Genomic DNA, 21500 nt, shown 5'->3' on the forward strand with positions numbered 1-21500 from the left:
GATTCCGCCTTTGTCGCACCGGACCGCCGACATCAGCCCGGCGACATCAGTGGGCGAAGTGGCGGGTCCCCGTGAAATACATCGTGATCCCGGCCGCGAGCGCCGCCTCGATCACCTCTTCGTCACGGATGGAACCGCCGGGCTGCACCACGGCGCGCACGCCGGCGTCGAGCAGCACCTGCAGGCCGTCCGCGAACGGGAAGAACGCGTCCGACGCCGCGACCGCGCCCCGGGCCCGCTCCTGACCCTCCGCGAGGGTGTTGGCCCGCTCCACCGCGAGCCGGCAGGAGTCCACCCGGTTCACCTGGCCCATCCCGATCCCGACCGCCGCGCCGCCGGCCGCGAGCAGGATCGCGTTCGACTTGGCGGCCCGCACGGCCCGCCACGCGAACGCGAGGTCGGCGAGGGTCGCCTCGTCCGCGGCCTCGCCCGCGGCGAGCGTCCAGGACGCCGCGTCGTCGCCGTCCGCCTGGAAGACGTCACGCTCCTGCACGAGCATCCCGCCGCTCACGGGCCGCAGCTCGATCGGCGCCGGCCCCGCGCCCCGCTCGCGTTCCCCGGGCGCCTCGCACACCAGGATCCGCAGGTTCTTCTTGCGCCGCAGGACGTCGGCCGCCCCCTCCTCGTAACCCGGCGCGATGATCACCTCGGTGAAGACCTCGGTGACCTGCTCCGCCAGCGCGACCGAGACCGGCCGGTTGACCGCGATCACGCCGCCGAACGCGGAGACCGGGTCGGTGGCGTGCGCCCGGCGGTGCGCCTCGGCCACGTCCGAACCCACCGCGATCCCGCATGGGTTCGCGTGCTTGATGATCGCCACCGCGGGCTCGGCGTGATCCCAGGCGGCACGCCAGGCCGCGTCCGTGTCCTGGTAGTTGTTGTAGGACATCTCCTTGCCGCCCAGCTGCTCCGCACCGGCCAGGCCGCCGGTCCCGTCGCCGTAGAGCGCGGCGGCCTGGTGCGGGTTCTCGCCGTACCGGAGCGAGGTGGCCAGCGTCCAGGTGTGTCCCGTGAAGGCGGGCCACTCGTCGCCCGCGCCGGGCACGTAGCTCCGGGCGAACCACTCCGCGACGGCGACGTCGTACGCGGCGGTGTGCGCGAACGCGGCGGCGGCGAGGGTCTTCCGCTGCGCGAAGGTGAAGCCTCCGGCGGCGACCGCGGTGGCGACGTCGTCGTACCGCGACGGATCGACGACGACGGCGACGCTGGGGTGGTTCTTCGCCGCGGCACGGACCATGGACGGCCCACCGATGTCGATCTGTTCGACGACGGCGTCCGGCGCCGCGCCCGAGGCCACGGTCTCGGCGAACGGGTAGAGGTTCACGACGACGAGCTCGAACGGCGCGATGTCGAGATCCGCGAGCTGGTCGAGGTGGTCCTGCTTGCGGGTGTCCGCCAGGATGCCGGCGTGCACGCGCGGGTGGAGGGTCTTGACCCGGCCCTCCAGGCACTCGGGAAAGCCGGTGAGCTGCTCGACGGGCGTGACCGGAATGCCCGCGTCGGCGATGCGCCGGGCCGTGGAACCGGTGGAGACGAGCTCGACGCCCGCGGCGTGCAATGTCGTGGCGAGCTCCACGAGGCCGGTCTTGTCGTACACGCTCAGCAGCGCGCGACGCACGGGACGCTGTGCGTCGTCGGCGAGCTGGGCATAGGGAGCGGTCGGGGCGCCGGACATGAAAGTTCTCCTCGCAACATGGTTTCGCGGAAAACCCTGGCACCCAGGCGGGCGGCGCGCATCACGGGTCGATGGCCGTCAGGGGCCGGGCCGCTCCCCGGTGGTACCCCACCCTCGCCAGTCACGACCACCCCGAACTTTACCGCCTCGCACCCACCCGCCGTCGAACCGCCGGGCTCGCGGTTCGACGGCGGGGCTCGTGCCGGGGCGGAGGCGGGCGGTTACCTGCCCTTTTGCCGGCCTCGGAGCCTGGCCTTGACCTTGCCGTCGCCCTTGCCGTCGCCGTTCTCGAGGTCGTAGATGTCCTGGGCGATCTGGCCGGCGTACCAGCGCCGCTGCTCCCGCTCGCGGAGCTTGTTCTCCCGCAGGAGCGCCCGCGCCGTGGCGAAGCACATCATCAGCATCACGATGCTGAACGGCAGGGCCAGCAGGATCGCCATGGTCTGCAGCGCGCCGAGCGGATTGACGTCGAGACCGCTCGCCGCGGCCTGCAGGCCGACCCACAGCAGCACGGCGGCGATCGCGCCCTCCATCGCGGCCCAGAACGCGCGGCTCCACGCGGGCGGGTTCGGGTCGCCGCCGGAGCTGAGCATGTCGACCACGAACGACCCCGAGTCGGAGCTCGTCACGAAGAAGATCACGATGAGGATCACGGCGACGGTGCTGGTCACCGCCGCGAGCGGGAACCCGTCGAGAAGCTGGAAGAGCGCGGTGTTCGAGTTCACCAGACCGTCGGCGTCCACGATGCCGCCCTCGCCGAACAGTTCGCGGTACAGGCCGCTGCCACCCATCACGGAGAACCACAGGAACGTGACGACGGTCGGCACCAGCAGCACGCCGAAGATGAACTCGCGGACCGTGCGCCCCTTCGAGATGCGCGCGATGAACACGCCCACGAAGGGCGCCCAGCTCATCCACCAGCCCCAGTAGTACGTGGTCCAGCCGCCCAGCCACTCCTTGCCGCCTTCGGTGAAGGGGCGCGCGTTGAAGGTCAGCGCGAAGAAGTTCGTCAGGTACGAGCCGATCTGCGTGAGGAAGTCGCTGAGGATGAACACCGTGGGCCCGACCACCAGGACGAAGACCACGAGCCCGATCGCCAGGCCCATGTTGATGTTCGACAGCCACTTGATGCCCTTGTCCACACCCGTCACCACGGAGACGAGCGCGATCGCGGTGATGACGATGATCAGGCCGATCAGCAGCCAGGTCGACGGGTTGCCGGCCTCGTCGAGCTCGACCAGGCCGAGGTAACCGAGGCCCGCGCCGATCTGGCTGACACCGAGCCCCAGCGACGTCGCGACGCCGAAGAGGGTGCCGAGAATGGCGATCACGTCGATGACGTCGCCCCAGAAACCCCTGATCCGGTTGCCCAGCAGCGGGTACAGCGCCCAGCGGATGGAGATCGGGTTGCCCCGGCGGTGCACCGAGTAGGCGACGGCGAGGCCGACCACCACGTAGATGGCCCAGGCGTGCAGGCCCCAGTGCAGGAAGGTGACGTCCATGGCGGACTTCGCCGCCAGGGCGCCGGTGGCTCCGGCCTCTCCCGGGGGAACCGCCGCGTAGTGGCTCAGCGGCTCGGCGACGCCCCAGTAGACCAGACCGATTCCCATACCGGCCGCGAAGAGCATCGCGAACCAGGAGCCGAGCGAGAAGTCGGGCTCGTCGTCATCGTCCTTGGCGAGCACGATGGCGCCCATCGGCGACACGGCGAGCCAGATCGAGAAGAACACGAAGAACGCGACGACCCCGATGTACCACCAGCCCAGCTCCCCGACGACCGTGGTGTTCGCGGCACTGATCCAGCTGCCCATCCACTCGGGAAAGATCGCCGTGGCCAGCACGAACACAAGCAGTAATCCGGCCGCAGGATAGAAGACCCGGGGCGCCGCGATCAGCCTCCTCCGCTCGGGAGCCTCCTGCTCGTCGGATGCGGTGACCTGCTGGTCGACAGCCATACGACCTTTCCTTACGCTCGGGAGCATTCTGCGTGATCGGCCCCCCACGCTAACGACAGATTTTACCTCCACGACCCATCCAGCCGACACCCAGGACAATCTTGATCAAGACGTGACCGAGACGGACACCGAAAAGGGTCATGAACAGGCACGGATGGGTCCAGGGGCCCAGAGGGTTCATCCCCCGATCGTCGCGTGCCTCCCGGCGACGTACAGACCTTCTCGCGCGAGCCGGCCCACGGTCTCCACCAGGAGGGCTCGCTCGGCGACCTTGATGCGCTCGTGCAGGGCTGCCTCGTCGTCCCCGTCCCGCACCGGGACGGCGGCCTGCGCGAGGATCGGCCCGGTGTCGACGCCGTCGTCCACGAGATGCACGGTGCAGCCGGTGATCCGGACACCGTGCGCGAGCGCGTCGCGCACGCCGTGCGCGCCGGGGAACGAGGGCAGCAGCGCCGGGTGCGTGTTCACGATCCGCCCCTCGAAACGGCGGAGGAACTCCGGCGCGAGGATCCGCATGAACCCGGCCAGCACCACCCAGTCCGGGCGGAAGACCCGGACGGCCTGCGCGACTCCCTCGTTCCAGGCGGTGCGGTCGTCGAAGTCCTTCATGGCCACGACCACGGAGGGGATCCCGGCGTCGTGCGCCAGGTCGAGCGCGCCGGCGCCGGGCCGGTCGGTCACGACCCCGACCACCCGCGCCCCGTAGGCGGGATCGTCGTGCGCCGCGAGCAGTGCCGCGAGGTTGGACCCACCGCCCGAGGCGAGGACGACGAGCCGCGAGGCGGAGCTGGGATCGATCGCGTGGCCGGACGGAGTCTGCACGCCAAGATCCTACGTTCCCGGCGCCCCCGCACCGTTCCCGTACCGGCCCGTGAGGTACGGCGGCAGGAAGGCCACCGCCGCGCCCAGGAGCAGTTCGCCGGCGGTCAGCAGGGCGGCGAGCCACGGTGTCGCGCCGACGTCGGCCAGGCGCGCGGCACCCACGGCGCCCGACGCCGCCGCCTGGAGCGCCCCCACCAGCAGCCCGGCCGTCCCGGCGAGGCCACCCAGCACGAACGCGACGTCGGGCCACCGCAGGCGGCCGGGCTCCAGGCGCCGCCACGCGAACCCGCCCGCCACCGCCCCGCAGGCCACCACGACCAGCGGCGCCGCGAGAGCGAGGCCGCCGGTCCAGTCCGGGCCGGGCAGCGCCGCGAGGAGCGGCACCCCGGGCAGCGGACCGGCGTCCACGCCGAAGGGCGTGAAGCTGGTGCCGCTCCCGACGGAGAAACCCGCACCGCTGAGCCAGCCCGTCGCCCACAGGACGAGGTCCGGCAGGAGGGCGAGCTGCGCGACCGCGAGCACGATCCCGCCGGCCCACCCGGGATCGAGGGCCCGGATGATGTCCGACGACGTGGACCTGCCGGCCACCGCCCACGCCCCCACCAGGAGCGCGGCGACGCCGACGAGCAACGTCGTACCCACCAGCCCGGCCCGCGCCCCCAGCCGCAGCGTGGCCGGGAACCAGCCGCGCACCAGGCGGTCGAGGCGCTCACCGAGCTCGGCCGGTGACGGCGAGCCACCGCGGGTGAGCATTCCCGCCCCGAACCCGAGGCCGCCGACCACGGCGCCCGCCACCGGGGCCGCGAGGACGGTCCAGGCGGTGACGCTCGGGACGGCCACCGCCACCGCCGTCGCCCCGGCCGCGTAGCAGACCGTCGCCACGATCCACGCGCGCGGGCGAGCACGTGCCGCGTGACGTGCGCTGACGTGGCAGGCGAACAGAGCGAGCGCGGTCAGGCCGAGCGGGACGAGCGTGAACGTCGCGCCCGAGGCGGTCACCGGCACCCCGTGCCCCAGCAGCCAGATCCCCGCGCCGATCTCGAGGGGCGTGCGCCAGACCTGGCCGTCCCCGGCCGCGGTGCCGGACGCCGTGGCGACGAGGTAGGCGACGAGGGCGGGAAGCACGACCACCGCGAGCGACAGTGCCAGCGCCTGGACGGCCGCGAGGGCTCCGGCGAGGCCGTCGGCGACGGACTCGCCGACCGAGGAGGAGGACGCGCGCGGTCCGGCATCGGGGCGGGGGCGGGCACCCGGACGGGACCGCGGAGCCGTTGGTGCACTCACCGCTCCATCCTCGCCCGCTACGGAGCGTCGCCGGGGGCAACCGCCCCCGGCGCGTCGGCGGCCGTGCGCTGAGACCTGCGGCACACTCCGCCCACAACGCCGGAAAAGGAGGCGCCGGGCGGCCGGTCACGCGGTGACCGGCCGCCCGGCGTCCGGGAAACGGCCTCAGAGGCTCTTCAGGAGCTCCCGCATGAGGTCGGCGGTCTCGGACGGCGTCTTGCCGACCTTGACGCCCACCGCCTCGAGGGCCTCCTTCTTGGCGGCCGCGGTGCCGGCGGAGCCCGACACGATCGCGCCCGCGTGGCCCATGGTCTTGCCCTCGGGGGCGGTGAAGCCCGCGACATAGCCCACCACCGGCTTGGTGACGTGCTCCTTGATGTACGCGGCGGCCCGCTCCTCGGCGTCGCCGCCGATCTCGCCGATCATCACGATCGCCTTGGTCTCCGGGTCGTTCTCGAATGCCTCGAGCGCGTCGATGTGCGTGGTGCCGATGACCGGGTCGCCGCCGATGCCGATGGCGGTGGAGAAGCCCAGGTCACGCAGCTCGTACATCATCTGGTAGGTCAGCGTGCCGGACTTCGACACGAGACCGACCGGGCCCTTGCCCGTGATGGTGTGCGGGGTGATGCCGGCGAGCGACTCCCCCGGCGTGATGATGCCCGGGCAGTTGGGGCCGATCATCCGGGTCTCCTTGCCCTGCAGGTAGGCGAAGACCTCCGCCGAGTCCTGCACGGGCACGCCCTCGGTGATGACCACGAGCAGGCCGATGCCCGCGTCGATGGCCTCGATGCACGCGTCCTTCGTGAAGGCCGGCGGCACGAACACGACGGAGACGTCCGCGCCGGTCTCGGCCATGGCCTCCTTGACCGTGCCGAACACCGGGAGGGTGACGTCGTTGCCCTCGTGGTCCTTGTGCTGCACCGTCGTGCCGGCCTTGCGGGCGTTCACGCCGCCGACGATCGTGGCGCCGGAGTCGAGCATCAGGGCGGTGTGCTTGGCACCCATGCCGCCGGTGATGCCCTGGACGATGATCTTGCTGTCCTTGTTCAGGTAGATGGACATGTCAGTCAGTCTCTGCTCTCTGTGGCGTCGTCGCGGGGCTCAGGCGGCTGGGGCGGCAGCCTTGGCAGCGGCCAGATCGGCGCCGCCGTCCATGGTGTCGGCCAGGGTGACCAGCGGGTGGTTGCGGGTGGCGAGGATCTCGCGGCCCAGGTCCACGTTGTTGCCGTCGAGACGCACCACCAGGGGCTTGGTCGCGTGGTCGCCCAGCAGGTCGAGCGCGCCGACGATACCCTTGGCGACCTCGTCGCAGGCGGTGATGCCGCCGAAGACGTTCACGAACACGGCCTTGACCTGCTCGTCGCCGAGGATGACGTCCAGGCCGTTGGCCATGACCTCGGCGTTCGCGCCGCCGCCGATGTCGAGGAAGTTCGCCGGCTTGACGCCGCCGTGCTTCTCGCCGGCGTAGGCGACGACGTCGAGCGTCGACATGACCAGGCCCGCGCCGTTGCCGATGATGCCGACCTCGCCGTCGAGCTTGACGTAGTTGAGGTTGTTCGCCTTGGCCTTGGCCTCGAGCGGGTCGGTCGCGGCCTTGTCCTCGAGCGCCTCGTGGTCGGGGTGGCGTACCTCCGACGCGTTCTCGTCGAGCGAGACCTTGCCGTCCAGCGCGATGATCGCGCCGTCGGAGGTCTTGACCAGCGGGTTCACCTCGACGAGCGTGGCGTCCTCGTTCTTGAAGACGGTCCACAGCGTCTGGATGGTCGCGGCGACCTTGCCCTTGATGTCGTCGGCGAAGCCGGCGGCGTCCACGATCTCGGCGGCCTTGGCCTCGTCGATCCCGGTCAGCGGGTCGACGGCGACCTTGGCGAGGGCCTCCGGACGCTCGACGGCGAGCTGCTCGATCTCCACGCCGCCCTCGACGGAGCACATGGCGAGGTAGTTGCGGTTCGCACGGTCCAGCAGGATCGAGAAGTAGTACTCCTCCGCGATCTTCGCGCCCTGCGCGATCATCACTCGGTGGACCGTGTGCCCCTTGATGTCCATGCCGAGGATCTCGGCGGCCTTGGCCTCCGCCTCCTCGGGCGAGTGGGCCAGCTTCACGCCGCCGGCCTTGCCTCGACCTCCGGTCTTCACCTGGGCCTTGACGACGACGGTACCCCCGCCGAGCTTCTCGGCGCCTTCGCGAGCCTCCTGCGGTGTCGTCGCGACGACACCGCCCAGCACGGGGACGCCGTGCTTCTCGAAGATGTCGCGCGCCTGGTATTCGAACAGGTCCACCCTGCTGCGTCCTTCCATCGGTCTCACCCCCGCGCGCTGCACGATCGCAGGGGCCTGCTAGGCAGATGTCCCTGGTCGAGTGGAGAACGCAGCGGATGACCGACGGCGTGTGCCTCACGGTCGAGGGCCGCTCGTCGATACCGGCCAGTGTCTCGACGTCAAGACATCGCGTACAGACTAGCCCTCATGGCGGCCCCGCATAAGTTCACGGTGTGGGAATCGCGTCACATCGTTCCGTGCGGGGTGGCCGCGAGGGCGGCGGCCGGCGACGGGGCGAGCGGCAGCCGCGGGATCAGGGTCGCCTGGAAGGCGTGGTAGAGATCGGGCTTGCCCGGCCAGACCTTGGCGGCCGGGCGGTTGTCCGGGTCCAGCTCGTGGTGCCACGAACCGCGGCGCCGGTCGACGAGGTACCGCTCCGCGTAGTCCCACCACCGGGCGTACCACCCGGCGAACCGCTCGTCGCCGGTGCGCGCGTGGAGGGCCGCGGCCGCGCCGATCCCCTCGGCCAGCACCCAGTGCATGCGCGTGCGGACCACCGGTTCGCCGTCCCAGTCGGTGGTGTAGACGAACCCGTCGGCGCCGTCGGCCGCCCAGGCGTCCGCGACGGCGCGGTCGAAGAGCGTCGTCGCGGTCCGCACCAGCCCCGCGTCGGGCCCGGTCGCGGCCTCCAGGTGGAGGATCAGCCGCGCCCACTCCAGCCCGTGGCCCGGCGTGGCGCCGTACGGTTTGAACCGGTCGTCGGGCTGGTCCCGGTTGAGGCCGAGATCCGGGGTCCAGTCCGGCCCGAAGTGCTCGGGCAGCCGGCCGGCGTGCCGCTCCGCGAGGTCCGCCACGAAGGCGACGGCGCGCGCCGCCCGCTCCCGCCACGTCGCCCCGCCACCCTGCCAGGCGGTGGAGGTGGCCGAGCCCGCCGTGAGCGCGTCCACCGCGTCGGCGACCGCCAGCATCGCCTCGACGGAGTGCATGGTCGCGTTGAGGCCGCGGTAGTCGTCGCGGTTCGTGAAGGCGAGGTCCCAGGTGTCGACCGGGAGGCCGGCGTCGTCGTCCCAGAACTTCTCGACGTACACGCGCGTGGCCTCGGCGAGCAGCTCCGTTCCGCCGGGCCGCCCGGCGAGCGCGGCGGAGGAGGCCGCGAGCATCACGAAGGCGTGGTCGTAGCAGGACTTCCCGGCGTCGGCGTCGGCGGAGCCGTCCGCGGCCCGGGCGTGGTACCAGCCGCCGTGGCGGAGGTCCCGGAGCGGGCCGGTGAGCCCGGCCAGCGCGGTGTCGGCGACGGGCCCGCATCCCGGGATCCCGAGCAGGGTGCCCAGGGAGTAGACGTGCACCATCCGGCAGGTGATCCAGGTCTGCAGTCCGTGCGCGGGGTCCGCGAGGCCGTCGTCGTCCAGGTACGCGGCGCCGCCGCCGGGCAGCCCGGAGGTGAGGCCGAAGGAGAGCAGGCGTCGGCACTCTGCGTCGAGCCAGGCGCGGTGGGAGGGCAGTTCGGTCCACGGTGTCACACTGCGAACCTACTACGGTGTGAAGCGTTTAAGACAACGCTGTCATAGTGATAATGGAGCCGATGACACACACACACCCTGCAGAGCCGCAGGCATGCACCACGCTCCGGCGCGACGGCGTCGCCGTCGTCCTCGACCATCCGGCTTCCGGACTGCCGTCCGTCCTCCACTGGGGCGCCGACCTCGGGCCGCTCTCCCCCGCCGACCACACCGCCCTCGACGCCGCGACCGACCCGCGGACCCCGCCGGGCACGCTCGACGCGGGCCGGCGCGTCCCCCTGCTACCGCAGGAGTCCGACGGCTGGGCAGGTCGTCCGGGCATCCTGGCGCTGCGCGACGGCGGCCCCGTGTTCCCGCGCTGGACGGTGACCGAGCGCACGGCCGACGACGCCACACTGCGCCTCACCGCGACGTCGGACGGGCTCGAACTCCGCACGCGGCTCGCCGTCGAGCGCGGCGGCCTGGTGACGCTGCGGCACACGCTCACCAACACCGGCGCGGGCACCGTGACGCTGGACCAGCTCGACGCCGTTCTGCCCGTGCCCCGCGGCGCCGATCACCTGACCAGCTTCACCGGCCGCTGGGCGCGGGAGAAGACGCCGGTCACGGCGGCGATGCCGGCCGGGGCGGCGACCGTCACGAGCCGGCGCGGGCGCGGCGGGCACGACGCGCCGTGGGTGAGCATCGCGTCGGCCGGCGAGCCGAGGAACCGGGCCGGTGAGGCCTGGGCGGTGCACCTCGGATGGTCGGCCGACGTCGTGCACCGCACGGACCGGATGACCGACCACGAGCCCCAGCTCGGCGCGGGCGAACTGCTCCGGCCCGGTGAGATCCGCCTCGCCCCCGGAGAGACCCACGAGGCACCGGTCGCGTACTTCGCCTGGTCCGACAGCGGCCTCGACGGGCTGTCCCGCCGGTTCCACACCTGGATGCGAGCACGGGAGCAGCACCCGGACGGCGTGCGCCCGCTCGTGCTGAACACCTGGGAGGCCGTGTACTTCGACCACGACCCGGAGCGCGTCGCGGCGCTGGCACGGGCGGCGGCCGCCGTCGGCGTCGAGCGGTTCGTGCTCGACGACGGCTGGTTCCACGACCGGCGGGACGACACCCGCGGGCTCGGCGACTGGGTGGTGGACCCGGCGGTGTGGCCCGGCGGGCTGGAACCGCTGGCGGACCTGGTGCGCGAGCTCGGCATGCGGTTCGGGCTGTGGTTCGAGCCGGAGATGGTGAACCTCGACTCGGACCTCGCGCGAGCGCATCCGGACTGGATCCTGGGCAACCCCGCGTCGGTGCCGTCGCCGGACGGGCTGTCGTTCCGCAACCAGTACGTCCTCGACCTCGCCCACCCCGAGGCCTGGGAGCACGTGCGCGGGCAGATGTCCGCACTGATCGACGCGCTGGGCATCACCTTCGTCAAGTGGGACCACAACCGCGACCTCGTCGAGGCCGTGCACATGGACGGCGGCCGGCCGCGCCCCGGCACCCACGCGCAGACGCTCGCTGCCTACCGCCTGATCGACCGGCTGAAGGCCGACCACCCGGGGCTGGAGATCGAGTCCTGCTCGTCGGGCGGGGCGCGGACGGACCTGGGGATCCTCGCGCGGACGGACCGCGTCTGGGCGTCCGACTCGAACGACCCGGCCGAACGCCAGGACATCCAGCGGTGGACGGAACTGGTGCTCCCGCCGGAGCTGATCGGGGCGCATGTCGGGCCGTCCCCGGCGCACTCGTCGGGGCGCGCCACGGACCTCTCCTACCGGGTGGCGACCGCCCTGCAGGGGCATGCCGGGTTCGAGTGGAACATCCTGGAGTGCGCGCCCGACGAGACCGAGGCCATCCGGGCGTACGCGGCGCTCTACAAGGAACTGCGCGGGCTGCTGCACTCGGGGACCGTGGTGCACGGCGATCCCGCGGACCCCGCGCTGCGGGTGCGGGGCGTCGTGGCGGCGGACGGGACGGAGGCCGTGTTCACCGTGGCGACCGTCGGCGCCCTGTCCGACGCCCGCCCCGAGCGGGTCACCCTGCCCGGCCTGGACACCGAGCTCCGCTACACGGTGCGGGTGCGGGAGGAGGCCGGGTCGGCGAAGTGGTTCGGCGGGACGCCGCGATGGCTGGCCGAGGAGCCGAGCGACATCCCGGGGGCCGTCCTGGACCGGGTGGGGCTCCAGCTCCCGCACCTCTGGCCGATGCAGGCCCTCGTCCTGCACCTGCGGGCGGCCTGAGGCGGCACGCTCCGGCACTGCACTCGATCCGCGCCATCCCGGGGAATGAGCCGTCTCGGCGGCGGCGCTTCCGGTAGCGTCCAGGTGTGGCCGAAGCGACCACCAACTCCCGGACCGCCGGATCGCCGCCGGCGGCGGCCCCCCGCATCCGCGGGCTCGACGGCCTGCGCGCGCTCGCCGTGGCCGCCGTCGTCGGCTACCACCTCGAACCCGCGTGGCTCCCGGGCGGATTCATCGGCGTCGACATGTTCTTCGTCGTCAGCGGTTTCCTCATCACCACGCTGCTGCTGCGCGAGATCAGCGCCACGAGCTGGATCGACCTGCCCGCGTTCTGGACGCGGCGCGCACGGCGGCTCCTGCCGGCCCTGCTGCTGGTGCTGCTCGTGGCCGTCCCCGTGGCTCGCCTGGTCGAGCGGGATCTGACCGTCGGCATCGGGCGCCAGGTGCTCGGTGCCCTCACGTTCAGCACCAACTGGCTGGAGATCTCCGCCGGCTCGGACTACTTCGACGAGACCGCCCCCGAACTGCTGCGGCCGCTGTGGTCCCTGGCCATCGAGGAGCAGTTCTATCTGGCGTGGCCCGTGCTGCTCGTCGTCCTGCTGCTCGCCGTGCGGTCCGGGCGGTGGCGGGTGCCGGTCGTCCTCGCCGCGGCCCTCGCGTCCGCCCTCGTCATGGCGCTGCTGTACACCGCGGCCGACCCCACCCGCGTCTACTACGGCACCGACGGCCACGCCTTCGGCCTGCTGCTCGGCGCGGCCGTCACGCTGCGCCGGCACCGCGCCGGCCCGCTGCCGCACGGGGTGTGGGCGCGCCTGCTGCCGCCGTTCGCACTCGTGGGCCTGGTGATCCTGTGGGTGTCGCTGCGCAGCGACAGCCCGCTGACCTACCCGGGCGGGCTGGCGCTCGCGTCGCTGCTGACGCTGGTGCTCGTGCTGGCGTGCGCGTCGGAGGTGCGGTGGCTGACCGGGCTCATGGAGCTGGCGCCGCTGCGCTGGATCGGGCAACGGTCGTACGGCATCTACCTGTGGCACTGGCCGGTGCTGCTGGTGACCGAGGCCGCCATGTCCGACGGCGGTCAGGGCGCGCCGGCCGGTTCGTGGCAGGCGTGGGCCGGGGGCGGGGTGGTCGTCGCCGTGACGCTGGCCGTGTCCGCGGCGTCGTACCGGTTCGTGGAGATGCCGGTGCGGCGGCTCGGCTTCCGGGGCTCGTCCCGCGCGCTGTGGGCGCAGCTCAGGGCCCGCGCGCCCGGGGCGCGCCCGTGGCCGGCCCGCGTCGCGGTCGGTGTCACCGTGCTGGCTCTCGCCGGGACGACGACGGCGGTCGCCACCGCGCCACGGGTCTCGGGGGCGCAGGAGGCGGTCGAGGCCGGCCTCACCGCTCAGGCCGCCGCGGAGCGGGCAGCCGCGGAGACGGGCGACACGGCCGATCGAGGCGGCGGCTCCGCGAGCGGGGACGGCGCCGGTGCGGGCGGCTCCGACGGCGGCTCCGGCAACCGGTCCGAGGCCGGCTCCGACGGCGGCGCGACGCCGCCACCAGGCGCGGGGCAGGGCAGGAGGATCTCTGGCTTCGGGGACTCCGTGCTGGCGGCCGCCGTGCCGGCGGTCCTCGGGGAGTGGCCGCGGGCCGACATCGACGCCATGCCGAACCGCCAGTGGAGCGACGCCCCGGCGCTCGTGCGGCAGGCCGTCGAGCGGGGCACCCTGCGCGATGTCGTCGTCCTCAACTTCGGGACCAACGCCGGGTTCCAGGAGCGCGAGTCCGTCGACGCGGCGGAGAGGACCCTGGAGCTGATCGGGCCGGACCGGCTCGTGGTCCTCGTGAACACGGTCGGCATCTCCTACTGGGTGCCCGACGCGAACGCCCGCCTGGACAAGATCGCGGCGGGGCGGGACAACGTCGTCGTCGTGGACTGGAACGCAGTGTGCGCGAAACGGCCCGAGCTGCTGCACGCCGACGCGACCCACCCGAACATGGAAGGCATCGCCGTCTACGCCGCACAGATCCAGAAGGCGTTCGACGTGCTGGAGAAACGCTCGTCGTAGAGCCGCGGACGGTACGCGACCGCCTGAGAACGGGCGCTACCGGAGCGGGATGGTCACCCGGCGCGAGCAAGCTCCTGCCTCGTAGCCGACCTCATGGTTGTCGGCTGCGCGGAAGGTGCGCGGCGTGTGCGGGGGCCGTTCGTCCAGCTCAGTCCGTCGCGGGCAAGACGGTCACGTCGGCCCCGTCGCACAACAGCGAGAGGTCATCGACGTCCGCCGTGAGCACGGCGGTAGGAGCAGCCTCCCGCGCAACTGCGGCGACGATCGCATCGACCGTCAGGTTCGGCTTCTTGCGGCGCGCACGCTCGGCTCGCTCTCGCAGTATCCCGGCCGCTACCGCCGTGGATCGATCGATAGGGACGACGTCGGACACCAGGTTCAGGACGCGATGCAGCCGGGCATCGTCAGGGCGGCCGGTGAACAGCTCAGCTGCGACGACGGCGGGGACCACCACCCGTTGATCAAGGCGAGCTGCGGCTTCCAGGCGCGCCTTGATCCGTGCGTCATCCCGAGCCGCTGCGGAAACCGCTTCGCTGTCCAGCACGATGGTGCGGAGCGAGGCCGTCACTTCATCTCGTCCATGTAGCGCGCGACGAGATCCTCATCGACAGGACCTGAGCGCTCGATCATCTCGTCGACGAGCGTGCGCAGCTTGTCGCGCTCGATCTGGCGGCGCAACGCCGAGGCGACATAGGCGGAGAACTCGCCGCGGCCGGCGATGGCACGAGCCTCCGCCAGCACGTCATGAGGCGCGGTGAACGTCGCGCGTTCGAAGTCTGAGCCCGCCATGATGGCGATCATACCGACAATATTATTGGGATTGCCAGAGCCTCGCAGGTGCAGGATGTGGGGCCATGGACTTGCGTATCGGCTGCTACGCCGTGATCACCGACGACGCGGGACAGATGCTCCTGCCCCACTGGAAGGAGGGGCACATGTCCGGCTGGACGATGCCGGGTGGTGGGATGGAGCCCGGAGAGCATCCTGCCGACGCCGCCGTGCGCGAGGTCTTCGAGGAGACGGGCTACCACGTGGAACTCGGGGAGTTGCTCGGCGTGGACAACATCGTCATCCCTGCCGAGGACCGTATCGAGCCCGGCCGCCGCCCGATGCAGGGCGTCCGCCTGGTGTGGCGAGCCCGGATCGTCGGCGGGGAGCTCACGGTGGAGCGGGACGGCAGCACCGACGACGTCGCCTGGCACACCCAGGAGGCGGTCGACGCCCTCGACCGGGTCGAGCTGGTCGACGTCGCGCGCCGCTGGGCGGGACTCATCTGAGCTTGCCGCGCTCGATCTGCCGGGTCTCGTCGGTCGCCATGTCAGAGCTTGGTGACCTTCGTGTACTTCAGGGCGATGCGCTTGGCGCCGTTGCTGCCGAAGTCGATCTTGACGACGTCGTTCTTCTCGACGCCGATCACCGTGCCCAGGCCGTAGGTGTCGTGGGTGACCTTGTCGCCCACGTCCAGGGACGGGACGGCCTTCTGGACGTTGACGGAGCCGAACCGCGAGCCGTTGCCCGACGACGTGCCGGCCGGGTTCCGGTCCTTCGCCGCGCTCCCCGAGCGAGAGCGCGAGCCGCTCCACGAGGTGTCCACCCGGGAGCCGGAACCCGCGCCGCCACGGCGGCCGTTGCCCGAGCCGTAGCCGCCCGAGCCCCAGCCGCCGTACCCGCCGCGGATCGCCTGCGTCGAGGACTCGCGCCGCTTCCAGTCCCAGAGCTCCTCCGGGATCTCCTCCAGGAAGCGGCTCGGCGGGAACTCGTTGGACATGCCGAACGCGGCACGGACGGCCGATCGCGAGATGTACAGCCGCTCGCGCGCGCGCGTGATGCCCACATAGGCGAGCCGGCGTTCCTCGGCGAGCTCCACGTCGTCGTTCATGGAGCGCATGTGCGGGAACGTGCCGTCCTCCATGCCCGTCAGGAACACCACCGGGAACTCCAGGCCCTTCGCGGTGTGGAGGGTCATCAGGGTGACGACGCCGCGATCGGGCGTGTCCTCCTTCTCCTCCTCCGCCACGCTGTCGGCGACGTCCTCGTCCGGGATCTGGTCCGCGTCCGCGACGAGGGACACACGCTCCAGGAAGTCCGCGAGGTCGCCCTCGGGCTCCAGCTCGCCGAACTCCGTCGCCACGGCGTGCAGCTCGGCGAGGTTCTCCACGCGCGAGGCGTCCTGCGGGTCCTCCGACGCCCGGAGCTCCGCGAGATAGCCCGTACGGTCCAGCACGGCCGACAGCACCTCGGCCGGCCCGGCGCCGTCGTCGACCAGCTCCCGCAGGCCGGTCATGAGCTCGGCGAACGCGCGCAACGGCTTCAAGGAGCGGGTCGTCATGCCCGGGATCTCCTCGACGCGGTCGAGGGCCGCGCCGAACGAGATGCGCTCCCGTTCCGCGAAGTCCGCGACGAGCGACTCGGCCCGGGCACCCAGCCCGCGCTTGGGGACGTTGACGATGCGGCGCAGGTTGACGTCGTCGTCGACGTTGGCCAGCGCGCGCAGGTAGGCGACGGCGTCCTTGACCTCCTTGCGCTCGTAGAAGCGCGTGCCGCCCACCACCTTGTAGGGCAGGCCGACCCGGATCAGCACCTCCTCCAGCGCGCGGGACTGCGCGTTGGTGCGGTAGAAGATCGCGACGTCACCCGGACGCACGCCGTGCTCGTCGCCCAGCCGGTCGATCTCCTGGGCGACGTACCGCGCCTCGGCGTGCTCGTCGTCCCCGACGTAGCCGGTGATCTTGGCGCCCGCGCCGGCGTCCGTCCACAGCCGCTTGGGCTTGCGGCCGGCGTTGCGGGAGATGACGGCGTTCGCGGCGCTGAGGATGTTCTGCGTGGAGCGGTAGTTCTGCTCCAGCAGCAGGGTGGTCGCGTTCGGGTAGTCGGCCTCGAACTCCTGGATGTTGCGGATCGTGGCGCCGCGGAACGCATAGATCGACTGGTCGGCGTCGCCGACGACGGTGAGCTCGGCCGGGTCGAGGGCGACGGCCTGCGGATCGTCGCCGTCGTGCGCGGCCGCCGACTCGTCGGTGACGCCCGCGAGCTCGCGCACCAGCACGTACTGCGCGTGGTTCGTGTCCTGGTACTCGTCCACGAGGACGTGCCGGAACCGGCGGCGGTAGTGCTCGGCGACGTTCGGGAACGCCTGGAGCAGGTTCACCGTGGTCATGATGATGTCGTCGAAGTCCAGGGCGTGCGCCTGGGACAGGCGCTGCTGGTAGCGCGTGTAGACGTCGGCCAGCACCTGGTCGAACCGCTGCTTGTCCCGCGCCGCGGCCCAGCCGACGCCCGCGGGTGCCTCCTCCTCGGAGCCCGCCTGCCGCGCGTAGGTGTCGGGATCGATCAGCTCGTTCTTCAGGTCGCTGATCTTGTTCGCGAGCGAACGCGCCGGGTACTTCTTCAGGTCCAGGTTCTGCTCGCGCGCCACCAGCTCGACGAGGCGGCGGCTGTCGGCGGCGTCGTAGATCGAGAACGACGACTTGAGCCCGAGCGTCTTGGCCTCACGCCGCAGGATGCGCACGCAGGCGCTGTGGAAGGTGGACACCCACATGCGGCCGGCCGCCGGGCCCACCAGGCTCTCGACCCGCTCGCGCATCTCCGCGGCGGCCTTGTTGGTGAAGGTGATCGCCAGGATCTCCCCCGCCCGGGCACGGCCCGTCGCCAGGAGGTACGCGATGCGGTGGGTGAGCACCCGGGTCTTGCCCGAGCCCGCCCCGGCCACGATGAGCAGCTGCCCGCCCTCGTGCACGACGGCGGCCCGCTGCTGCGGGTTCAGCCCGTCGAGCAGCTCGTCCGGATCGAGGTGCGCGTACGCGCCCTTCGCCCGCGGCGCCTCCGCCTCGTGCGGCAGCCCTGCCAACCACTCCGGCTCCGCCGGGACCGCCGAGTCACCCGCACCGTCGTCGTCCCATCGGGGCGCCACGCTCGGCAGGCGCGACGTATCACCCGGCTCGGCCTCGGAGCCGCCGGGAAAGCCGGGAAGATGCAGGGAGTCGAAGAGCGAGGTCATCGAGAGCAAGCCTATGCGGGGTGGCTGACATCGACAGAGCACGACCGCTCCGCGACCCACGCACAGACCTGGATCCGGTTGTCTCGTTCCTCACTTCTTCCGGTAGGGCGCCAGCCGCGGATCGTCACGGGAGATCGGTTCGAGCGAGTGGGCCAGTTCCTTGAACGTCTCCAGGTCTGCGTCGGCGTCGGACAGCATGTACGACACGTCGCCCTCGACCCAGCGGAACACGCCCACGGCAAGGCCGGCGGTCGGTCTGTAGAGCGCCACGCCACCGTCGAACGGCACCACCTCGGCACCATCAAGACTTCTGAGGTGTCCTTCGACAGGTCCGGACGGCCAGGTTGCCTCCAGGTACGACGCCAGCCCTCCGGTGTCGTCCACTGTCTGCATGAGCTCCCACGTGAACTGGATGTCGTCAGGACCATGCCCCGGCAGGTCGACGGAAAGCGGCCGGGAGCAGCCGATCGAGCGGGCCGAGATGTACGGGGGCTCCGTGATCGGCACATCGGGACGGGTCACGGCGTGCGCGTAGGCGCCCCGCCAGTCCGGAAGCTCGAGCGACCCGGCCTCCACCGGATAGGCCACGTCGTCGCCGCAGTGATCTCGCAGCTTCTCGAGTCTGACTCGCTCGGACTTCGTCAGCTCGTCCTCGGACTGCCCGGTCAGCGGGTTCGTCGCCGGGTCACCGGTGGACCCCGCCGCCGATGACGGAGACGATGTCGGCGTCGCCGGTGCGGTGCTGGGCCTGTCGTCCCCGGGCAGCACCCACGGCTCCGCCCGCAGGTCCCCGGTCACCGCGACCGCCCCCGCAGCCAGCACGAGCACCCCGACCACGCCGCCGCCCACGGCGCTCACCACGCGCCGTCGTCGGACGTTCCGTACGGCCGCCGCCGCCATCGTGGCGCCGTCGAGGTCCGGCGGGAGCGTGATCGTCCCACTCGCCGCGCGCATGCGGCGCAGCACGCCGTCCTGCGACTCCGTCGTTCCGCGGTCGTTCATGACCGGGCCTCCTGTCCTGGCTCGGGTGCGACGAGAGTGCGCAGGCGCGCCAGAGCGCGCGACGCGGTCGACTTCACGGTCCCCACGGAGACGCCGAGCTCGTCCGCGGTCTGGAGCGCGGTCCGGTCGAGCAGGTACCGCAGCACGACGACGCGACGCTGCTTGACCGGGAGCGCCATGAGTGCGCGCACGAGCCGGTCCCGCTCGGCGATCTCCATGTCCGACGACGGCGCGGTGGGACCGCCGCCTCCGACGAGGTCGTCGCTGAGCACCTCACGGCGGGTCCTGCGCCAGGTGTCGATCCGCGCTGTCGCCACGACACGACGGGCATAGGCGAACGGGTCGCCGTCTCCGACCCTCCGCCAGGCCTTGTAGGTGCGTTCCAGCGCGAGCTGCACCAGATCGTGCGCACGGTGCGGGTCGCCGCACAGCAGGTACGCGATGCGATACAGGGCCGGAGTGCTGTCCTGGGCAAACACGGTGAACGCCGCCACCGGGTCGGCGTGCGATCGCACGATCTCGACGTCGCGCGTCGAACCGCCGGTCTCGGTGGCCATCACTGCCTCATCACTCATCCGGCCCACTGCCTCGTCGGTCTCATGCCCCACAGACGCAGCACACCCGCCGGAGGGTTCCACCTTTCCGCATCGACTCGCCCCCGTGGGTGACCGGCACGAGCACGTGCCGGTCACCCACCGGAGCTCCGCCGTGAGACGGCTCGGCCACCGGTCTCAGCGCTCGTAGCTCAGCGTGCCGAGGACCTGGCGTACGAGTTCCACACCCTCCGCGCCGCCGGGGAAGTTGAGCGTGACCTTGGAGTGGTTTCCGTCGCCTTCCTCGTGCAGCCGGACATCGACGCTGAGCGAACGCAGATCCTCGTCTCCCGCGAGGGACGGCCCTTCCGTGACCCTCACCATCGCGTAGTCCGCCCCAGGCACCTCGATCTCGTCGGTGCCCTCCAGGCTCGGATCGAACCAGCCCGGCCAGAAGTTCGCTCCCGGATCGCCCGATTCGACGTACCCGTTCCACCGCACCTCGGGGTCGGCGAAGTGTGGTTCCACCGCGATCACCTCGTCGGACCGGAACTCCACCAACTCCCCGAACGTGCTCTCGTCCCGCGGCTCCGCGGTCCATCGCTCCGGATATGCGTAGGAGAGCCCGCCGGTCTTCGCCCTGGTCCAGCCGGCCGGGATCGCGTGCTCGATCTGCCCGAGCTCCGGATACGTGAACATCGGCACGTACCACTCCGGTTCCCCGGAGTCCTTCAGCCAGAGGTTCCCGAGAAAGTCGCGCAGCATCTTGTCGCCGTCGGCGTCGGCCGGGAAACGGGTCTCGACGACCCACCCCTCGGCCCCGCTGCGGATGCGCGTCTTCACCGGCCTGACCTTGGACCCTGTCCCGTCGTCCACCACCTTGTAGGGCTCGATCACGACGAGGTCGGCGCCTTCGATCTCCAGGGTCATCGCCCCGGAATCTCTGTCGGGGACGGTCCAGCCGGAGACGTCCACAACATTGCGTAGCTCGAGATCGGCCACGACATCGTCGATCGACAGCTCGGTGGTCTCCGAGCGGAGCGCGAGCTGGCTGTCGGGTCGCGCCCAACCGATCTTCCCGCCGGCGCTGACATCCCCGATCGCCGCCCAGCCCCCCGGAGGCACCTCGTACCAGAGCCCGCCGAAGAGGTACGGGGCTCCGCCGCCCTCGGTCACACCATGCTTCACTCCCGACATGACAGGCAGTTCCCCGTCACCGGTACGCAGGTAGCGCACCGGCGCGTCGGCGGCGGCGGGTTCGGCGTCCTCCGACGGCCCCGTGCTCGGCGAGGCCGACGCCGCACCCGACGAGGGTGTCGTCGTCGCCGTGACCGTTGATGCCGGCAACGGCTGCTGCCGGTCCGCGTAGACCGTGCCGGCAGCGCCGATCGCGCCACTGACCGCGACGAGGACCGCGAGGCACCCGGCCACGGTCAGGACCACCCGTCGGTTCCTCTCCCGCCGGATCGCCGCACCCGCCATCGCCCCGGCATCGACCGCGGGCGTCAGGTCGCCGGCCATCCGGGCCAAGTTCTGCACGAACGAACTGTTCTGGTCCGGGGCGTTCATGACCGGCCCTCCTCACGGTTGGTTCCGAGCCCGTCGGCGCCCAGCACGTCCCGCAGGATCGTCAGGGCGCGGGATGCCGTCGACTTCACCGTTCCGGCCGAGACGCCCAGCGTCGCGGCCGTCTCCGCCTCGGAACGGTCCAGGAGGTAGCGCAGTACGACGACGCGCCGCTGCTTGGCGGTGAGTTTCGCGAGTGCCCGGACGAGACGGTCGCGCTCGGCGATCGCGCTGTCCGGCGCCGGTGTCGCCTCCGAGGTGCGCCACACCATGGCCTCGCCCTCGGTGGGGACCTCCTTGCGGTTGCGCCGCCAGGTGTCGATCCGCGCCGTGGTGACCACCCGGCGCGCGTAGGCGTAGGGGTCACCGTCGGCGAGCTTGTTCCAGTGCCGGAAGGTGCGTTCCAAGGCGGTCTGGGCCAGGTCATGGGCACGGTGAGCGTCACCGCACAAGAAGTACGCGATGCGCACCAGGTCCGGGGTCCGGGCCTGGGCGAAAGCGGTGAACTCCACCTCGCGGGTCCGCTTGCCTGCCACGACGACCGGCACGCTGTCGGTCACGGCGCGGGCGCTTGCGGCGGATGTCATCCGCACACCTCCCCGAGCGTGAGCGCCGGTTCGGGA

Annotated in this window: 17 protein-coding genes; 3 read left to right on the top strand and 14 right to left on the bottom strand. The window is 71.8% G+C overall.

Annotated features, from left to right (window positions below; all coding sequences use genetic code 11):
• Positions 1-46 precede the first annotated feature (46 nt).
• The 7 genes from purH to EDD34_RS16995 all read right to left on the bottom strand — a co-directional run bounded on the left by purH (position 47) and on the right by EDD34_RS16995 (position 9515).
• Complete coding sequence (purH, locus tag EDD34_RS16965) at positions 47-1675, bottom strand: bifunctional phosphoribosylaminoimidazolecarboxamide formyltransferase/IMP cyclohydrolase (RefSeq protein WP_123815614.1); 1629 nt, start codon at positions 1673-1675, stop codon at positions 47-49.
• 221 nt (positions 1676-1896) lie between these two features.
• A complete protein-coding gene (locus EDD34_RS16970) occupies positions 1897-3630 on the bottom strand; it encodes a BCCT family transporter (RefSeq protein ID WP_170177111.1) in 1734 nt (577 codons plus the stop codon).
• A gap of 177 nt (positions 3631-3807) precedes the next feature.
• Positions 3808-4452: a phosphoribosylglycinamide formyltransferase gene (gene purN / locus EDD34_RS16975; protein ID WP_123815616.1), complete on the bottom strand. Its 645-nt coding sequence runs from the start codon at positions 4450-4452 to the stop codon at positions 3808-3810.
• Between the two features lie 9 nt (positions 4453-4461).
• Entirely contained in the window at positions 4462-5736 is a 1275-nt protein-coding gene (locus EDD34_RS16980; protein ID WP_123815617.1) for a cell division protein PerM, read from the bottom strand.
• Between the two features lie 165 nt (positions 5737-5901).
• Complete coding sequence (gene sucD / locus EDD34_RS16985) at positions 5902-6798, bottom strand: succinate--CoA ligase subunit alpha (protein WP_123815618.1); 897 nt, start codon at positions 6796-6798, stop codon at positions 5902-5904.
• A 39-nt stretch (positions 6799-6837) separates the two neighbouring features.
• Positions 6838-8016: an ADP-forming succinate--CoA ligase subunit beta gene (gene sucC, locus EDD34_RS16990; RefSeq protein ID WP_123815619.1), complete on the bottom strand. Its 1179-nt coding sequence runs from the start codon at positions 8014-8016 to the stop codon at positions 6838-6840.
• 224 nt (positions 8017-8240) lie between these two features.
• The gene (locus EDD34_RS16995; protein WP_123815620.1) at positions 8241-9515 is read right to left on the bottom strand and encodes an AGE family epimerase/isomerase; all 1275 of its coding nucleotides are present in this window, start codon (positions 9513-9515) and stop codon (positions 8241-8243) included.
• A gap of 62 nt (positions 9516-9577) precedes the next feature.
• On the opposite strand from EDD34_RS16995, the gene EDD34_RS17000 reads away from it, so the two are divergent.
• A complete protein-coding gene (locus EDD34_RS17000) occupies positions 9578-11737 on the top strand; it encodes an alpha-galactosidase (RefSeq protein WP_123815621.1) in 2160 nt (719 codons plus the stop codon).
• A gap of 86 nt (positions 11738-11823) precedes the next feature.
• A complete protein-coding gene (locus EDD34_RS17005; RefSeq protein WP_123815622.1) occupies positions 11824-13779 on the top strand; it encodes an acyltransferase family protein in 1956 nt (651 codons plus the stop codon).
• Between the two features lie 148 nt (positions 13780-13927).
• Here the strand turns inward: EDD34_RS17005 and EDD34_RS17010 are convergent, their stop codons facing one another.
• Positions 13928-14347: a PIN domain-containing protein gene (locus EDD34_RS17010; RefSeq protein WP_123815623.1), complete on the bottom strand. Its 420-nt coding sequence runs from the start codon at positions 14345-14347 to the stop codon at positions 13928-13930.
• Positions 14344-14580 (bottom strand): CopG family transcriptional regulator, encoded by a 237-nt coding sequence (locus EDD34_RS17015; RefSeq protein WP_123815624.1) that lies wholly within the window; start codon positions 14578-14580, stop codon positions 14344-14346. The genes EDD34_RS17010 and EDD34_RS17015 overlap by 4 nt, the downstream gene beginning before the upstream one ends.
• Positions 14581-14633: 53 nt before the next feature.
• Here EDD34_RS17015 and EDD34_RS17020 point away from each other — a divergent pair, with 53 nt between their 5' ends.
• Positions 14634-15056: an NUDIX hydrolase gene (locus EDD34_RS17020; RefSeq protein ID WP_123815625.1), complete on the top strand. Its 423-nt coding sequence runs from the start codon at positions 14634-14636 to the stop codon at positions 15054-15056.
• 41 nt (positions 15057-15097) lie between these two features.
• On the opposite strand, the gene pcrA is transcribed toward EDD34_RS17020, so the two are convergent.
• The 5 genes from pcrA to EDD34_RS17045 form a co-directional block, all read right to left on the bottom strand.
• Entirely contained in the window at positions 15098-17776 is a 2679-nt protein-coding gene (gene pcrA, locus EDD34_RS17025) for a DNA helicase PcrA (RefSeq protein ID WP_123815626.1), read from the bottom strand.
• A gap of 90 nt (positions 17777-17866) precedes the next feature.
• Entirely contained in the window at positions 17867-18778 is a 912-nt protein-coding gene (locus tag EDD34_RS17030; RefSeq protein WP_123815627.1) for a hypothetical protein, read from the bottom strand.
• Entirely contained in the window at positions 18775-19335 is a 561-nt protein-coding gene (locus tag EDD34_RS17035; protein WP_246012533.1) for a SigE family RNA polymerase sigma factor, read from the bottom strand. The genes EDD34_RS17030 and EDD34_RS17035 overlap by 4 nt, the downstream gene beginning before the upstream one ends.
• A gap of 174 nt (positions 19336-19509) precedes the next feature.
• A complete protein-coding gene (locus EDD34_RS17040; RefSeq protein ID WP_123815629.1) occupies positions 19510-20880 on the bottom strand; it encodes a hypothetical protein in 1371 nt (456 codons plus the stop codon).
• Positions 20877-21464 carry a SigE family RNA polymerase sigma factor gene (locus EDD34_RS17045; RefSeq protein WP_123815630.1) on the bottom strand — a complete coding sequence of 196 codons (588 nt, stop codon included), beginning with the start codon at positions 21462-21464 and terminating at the stop codon, positions 20877-20879. Before EDD34_RS17045 ends, EDD34_RS17040 begins: the two co-directional genes overlap by 4 nt.
• Positions 21465-21500: the final 36 nt, after the last annotated feature.

The sequence above is a fragment of the Myceligenerans xiligouense genome (assembly GCF_003814695.1).
Classification (GTDB): domain Bacteria; phylum Actinomycetota; class Actinomycetes; order Actinomycetales; family Cellulomonadaceae; genus Myceligenerans; species Myceligenerans xiligouense.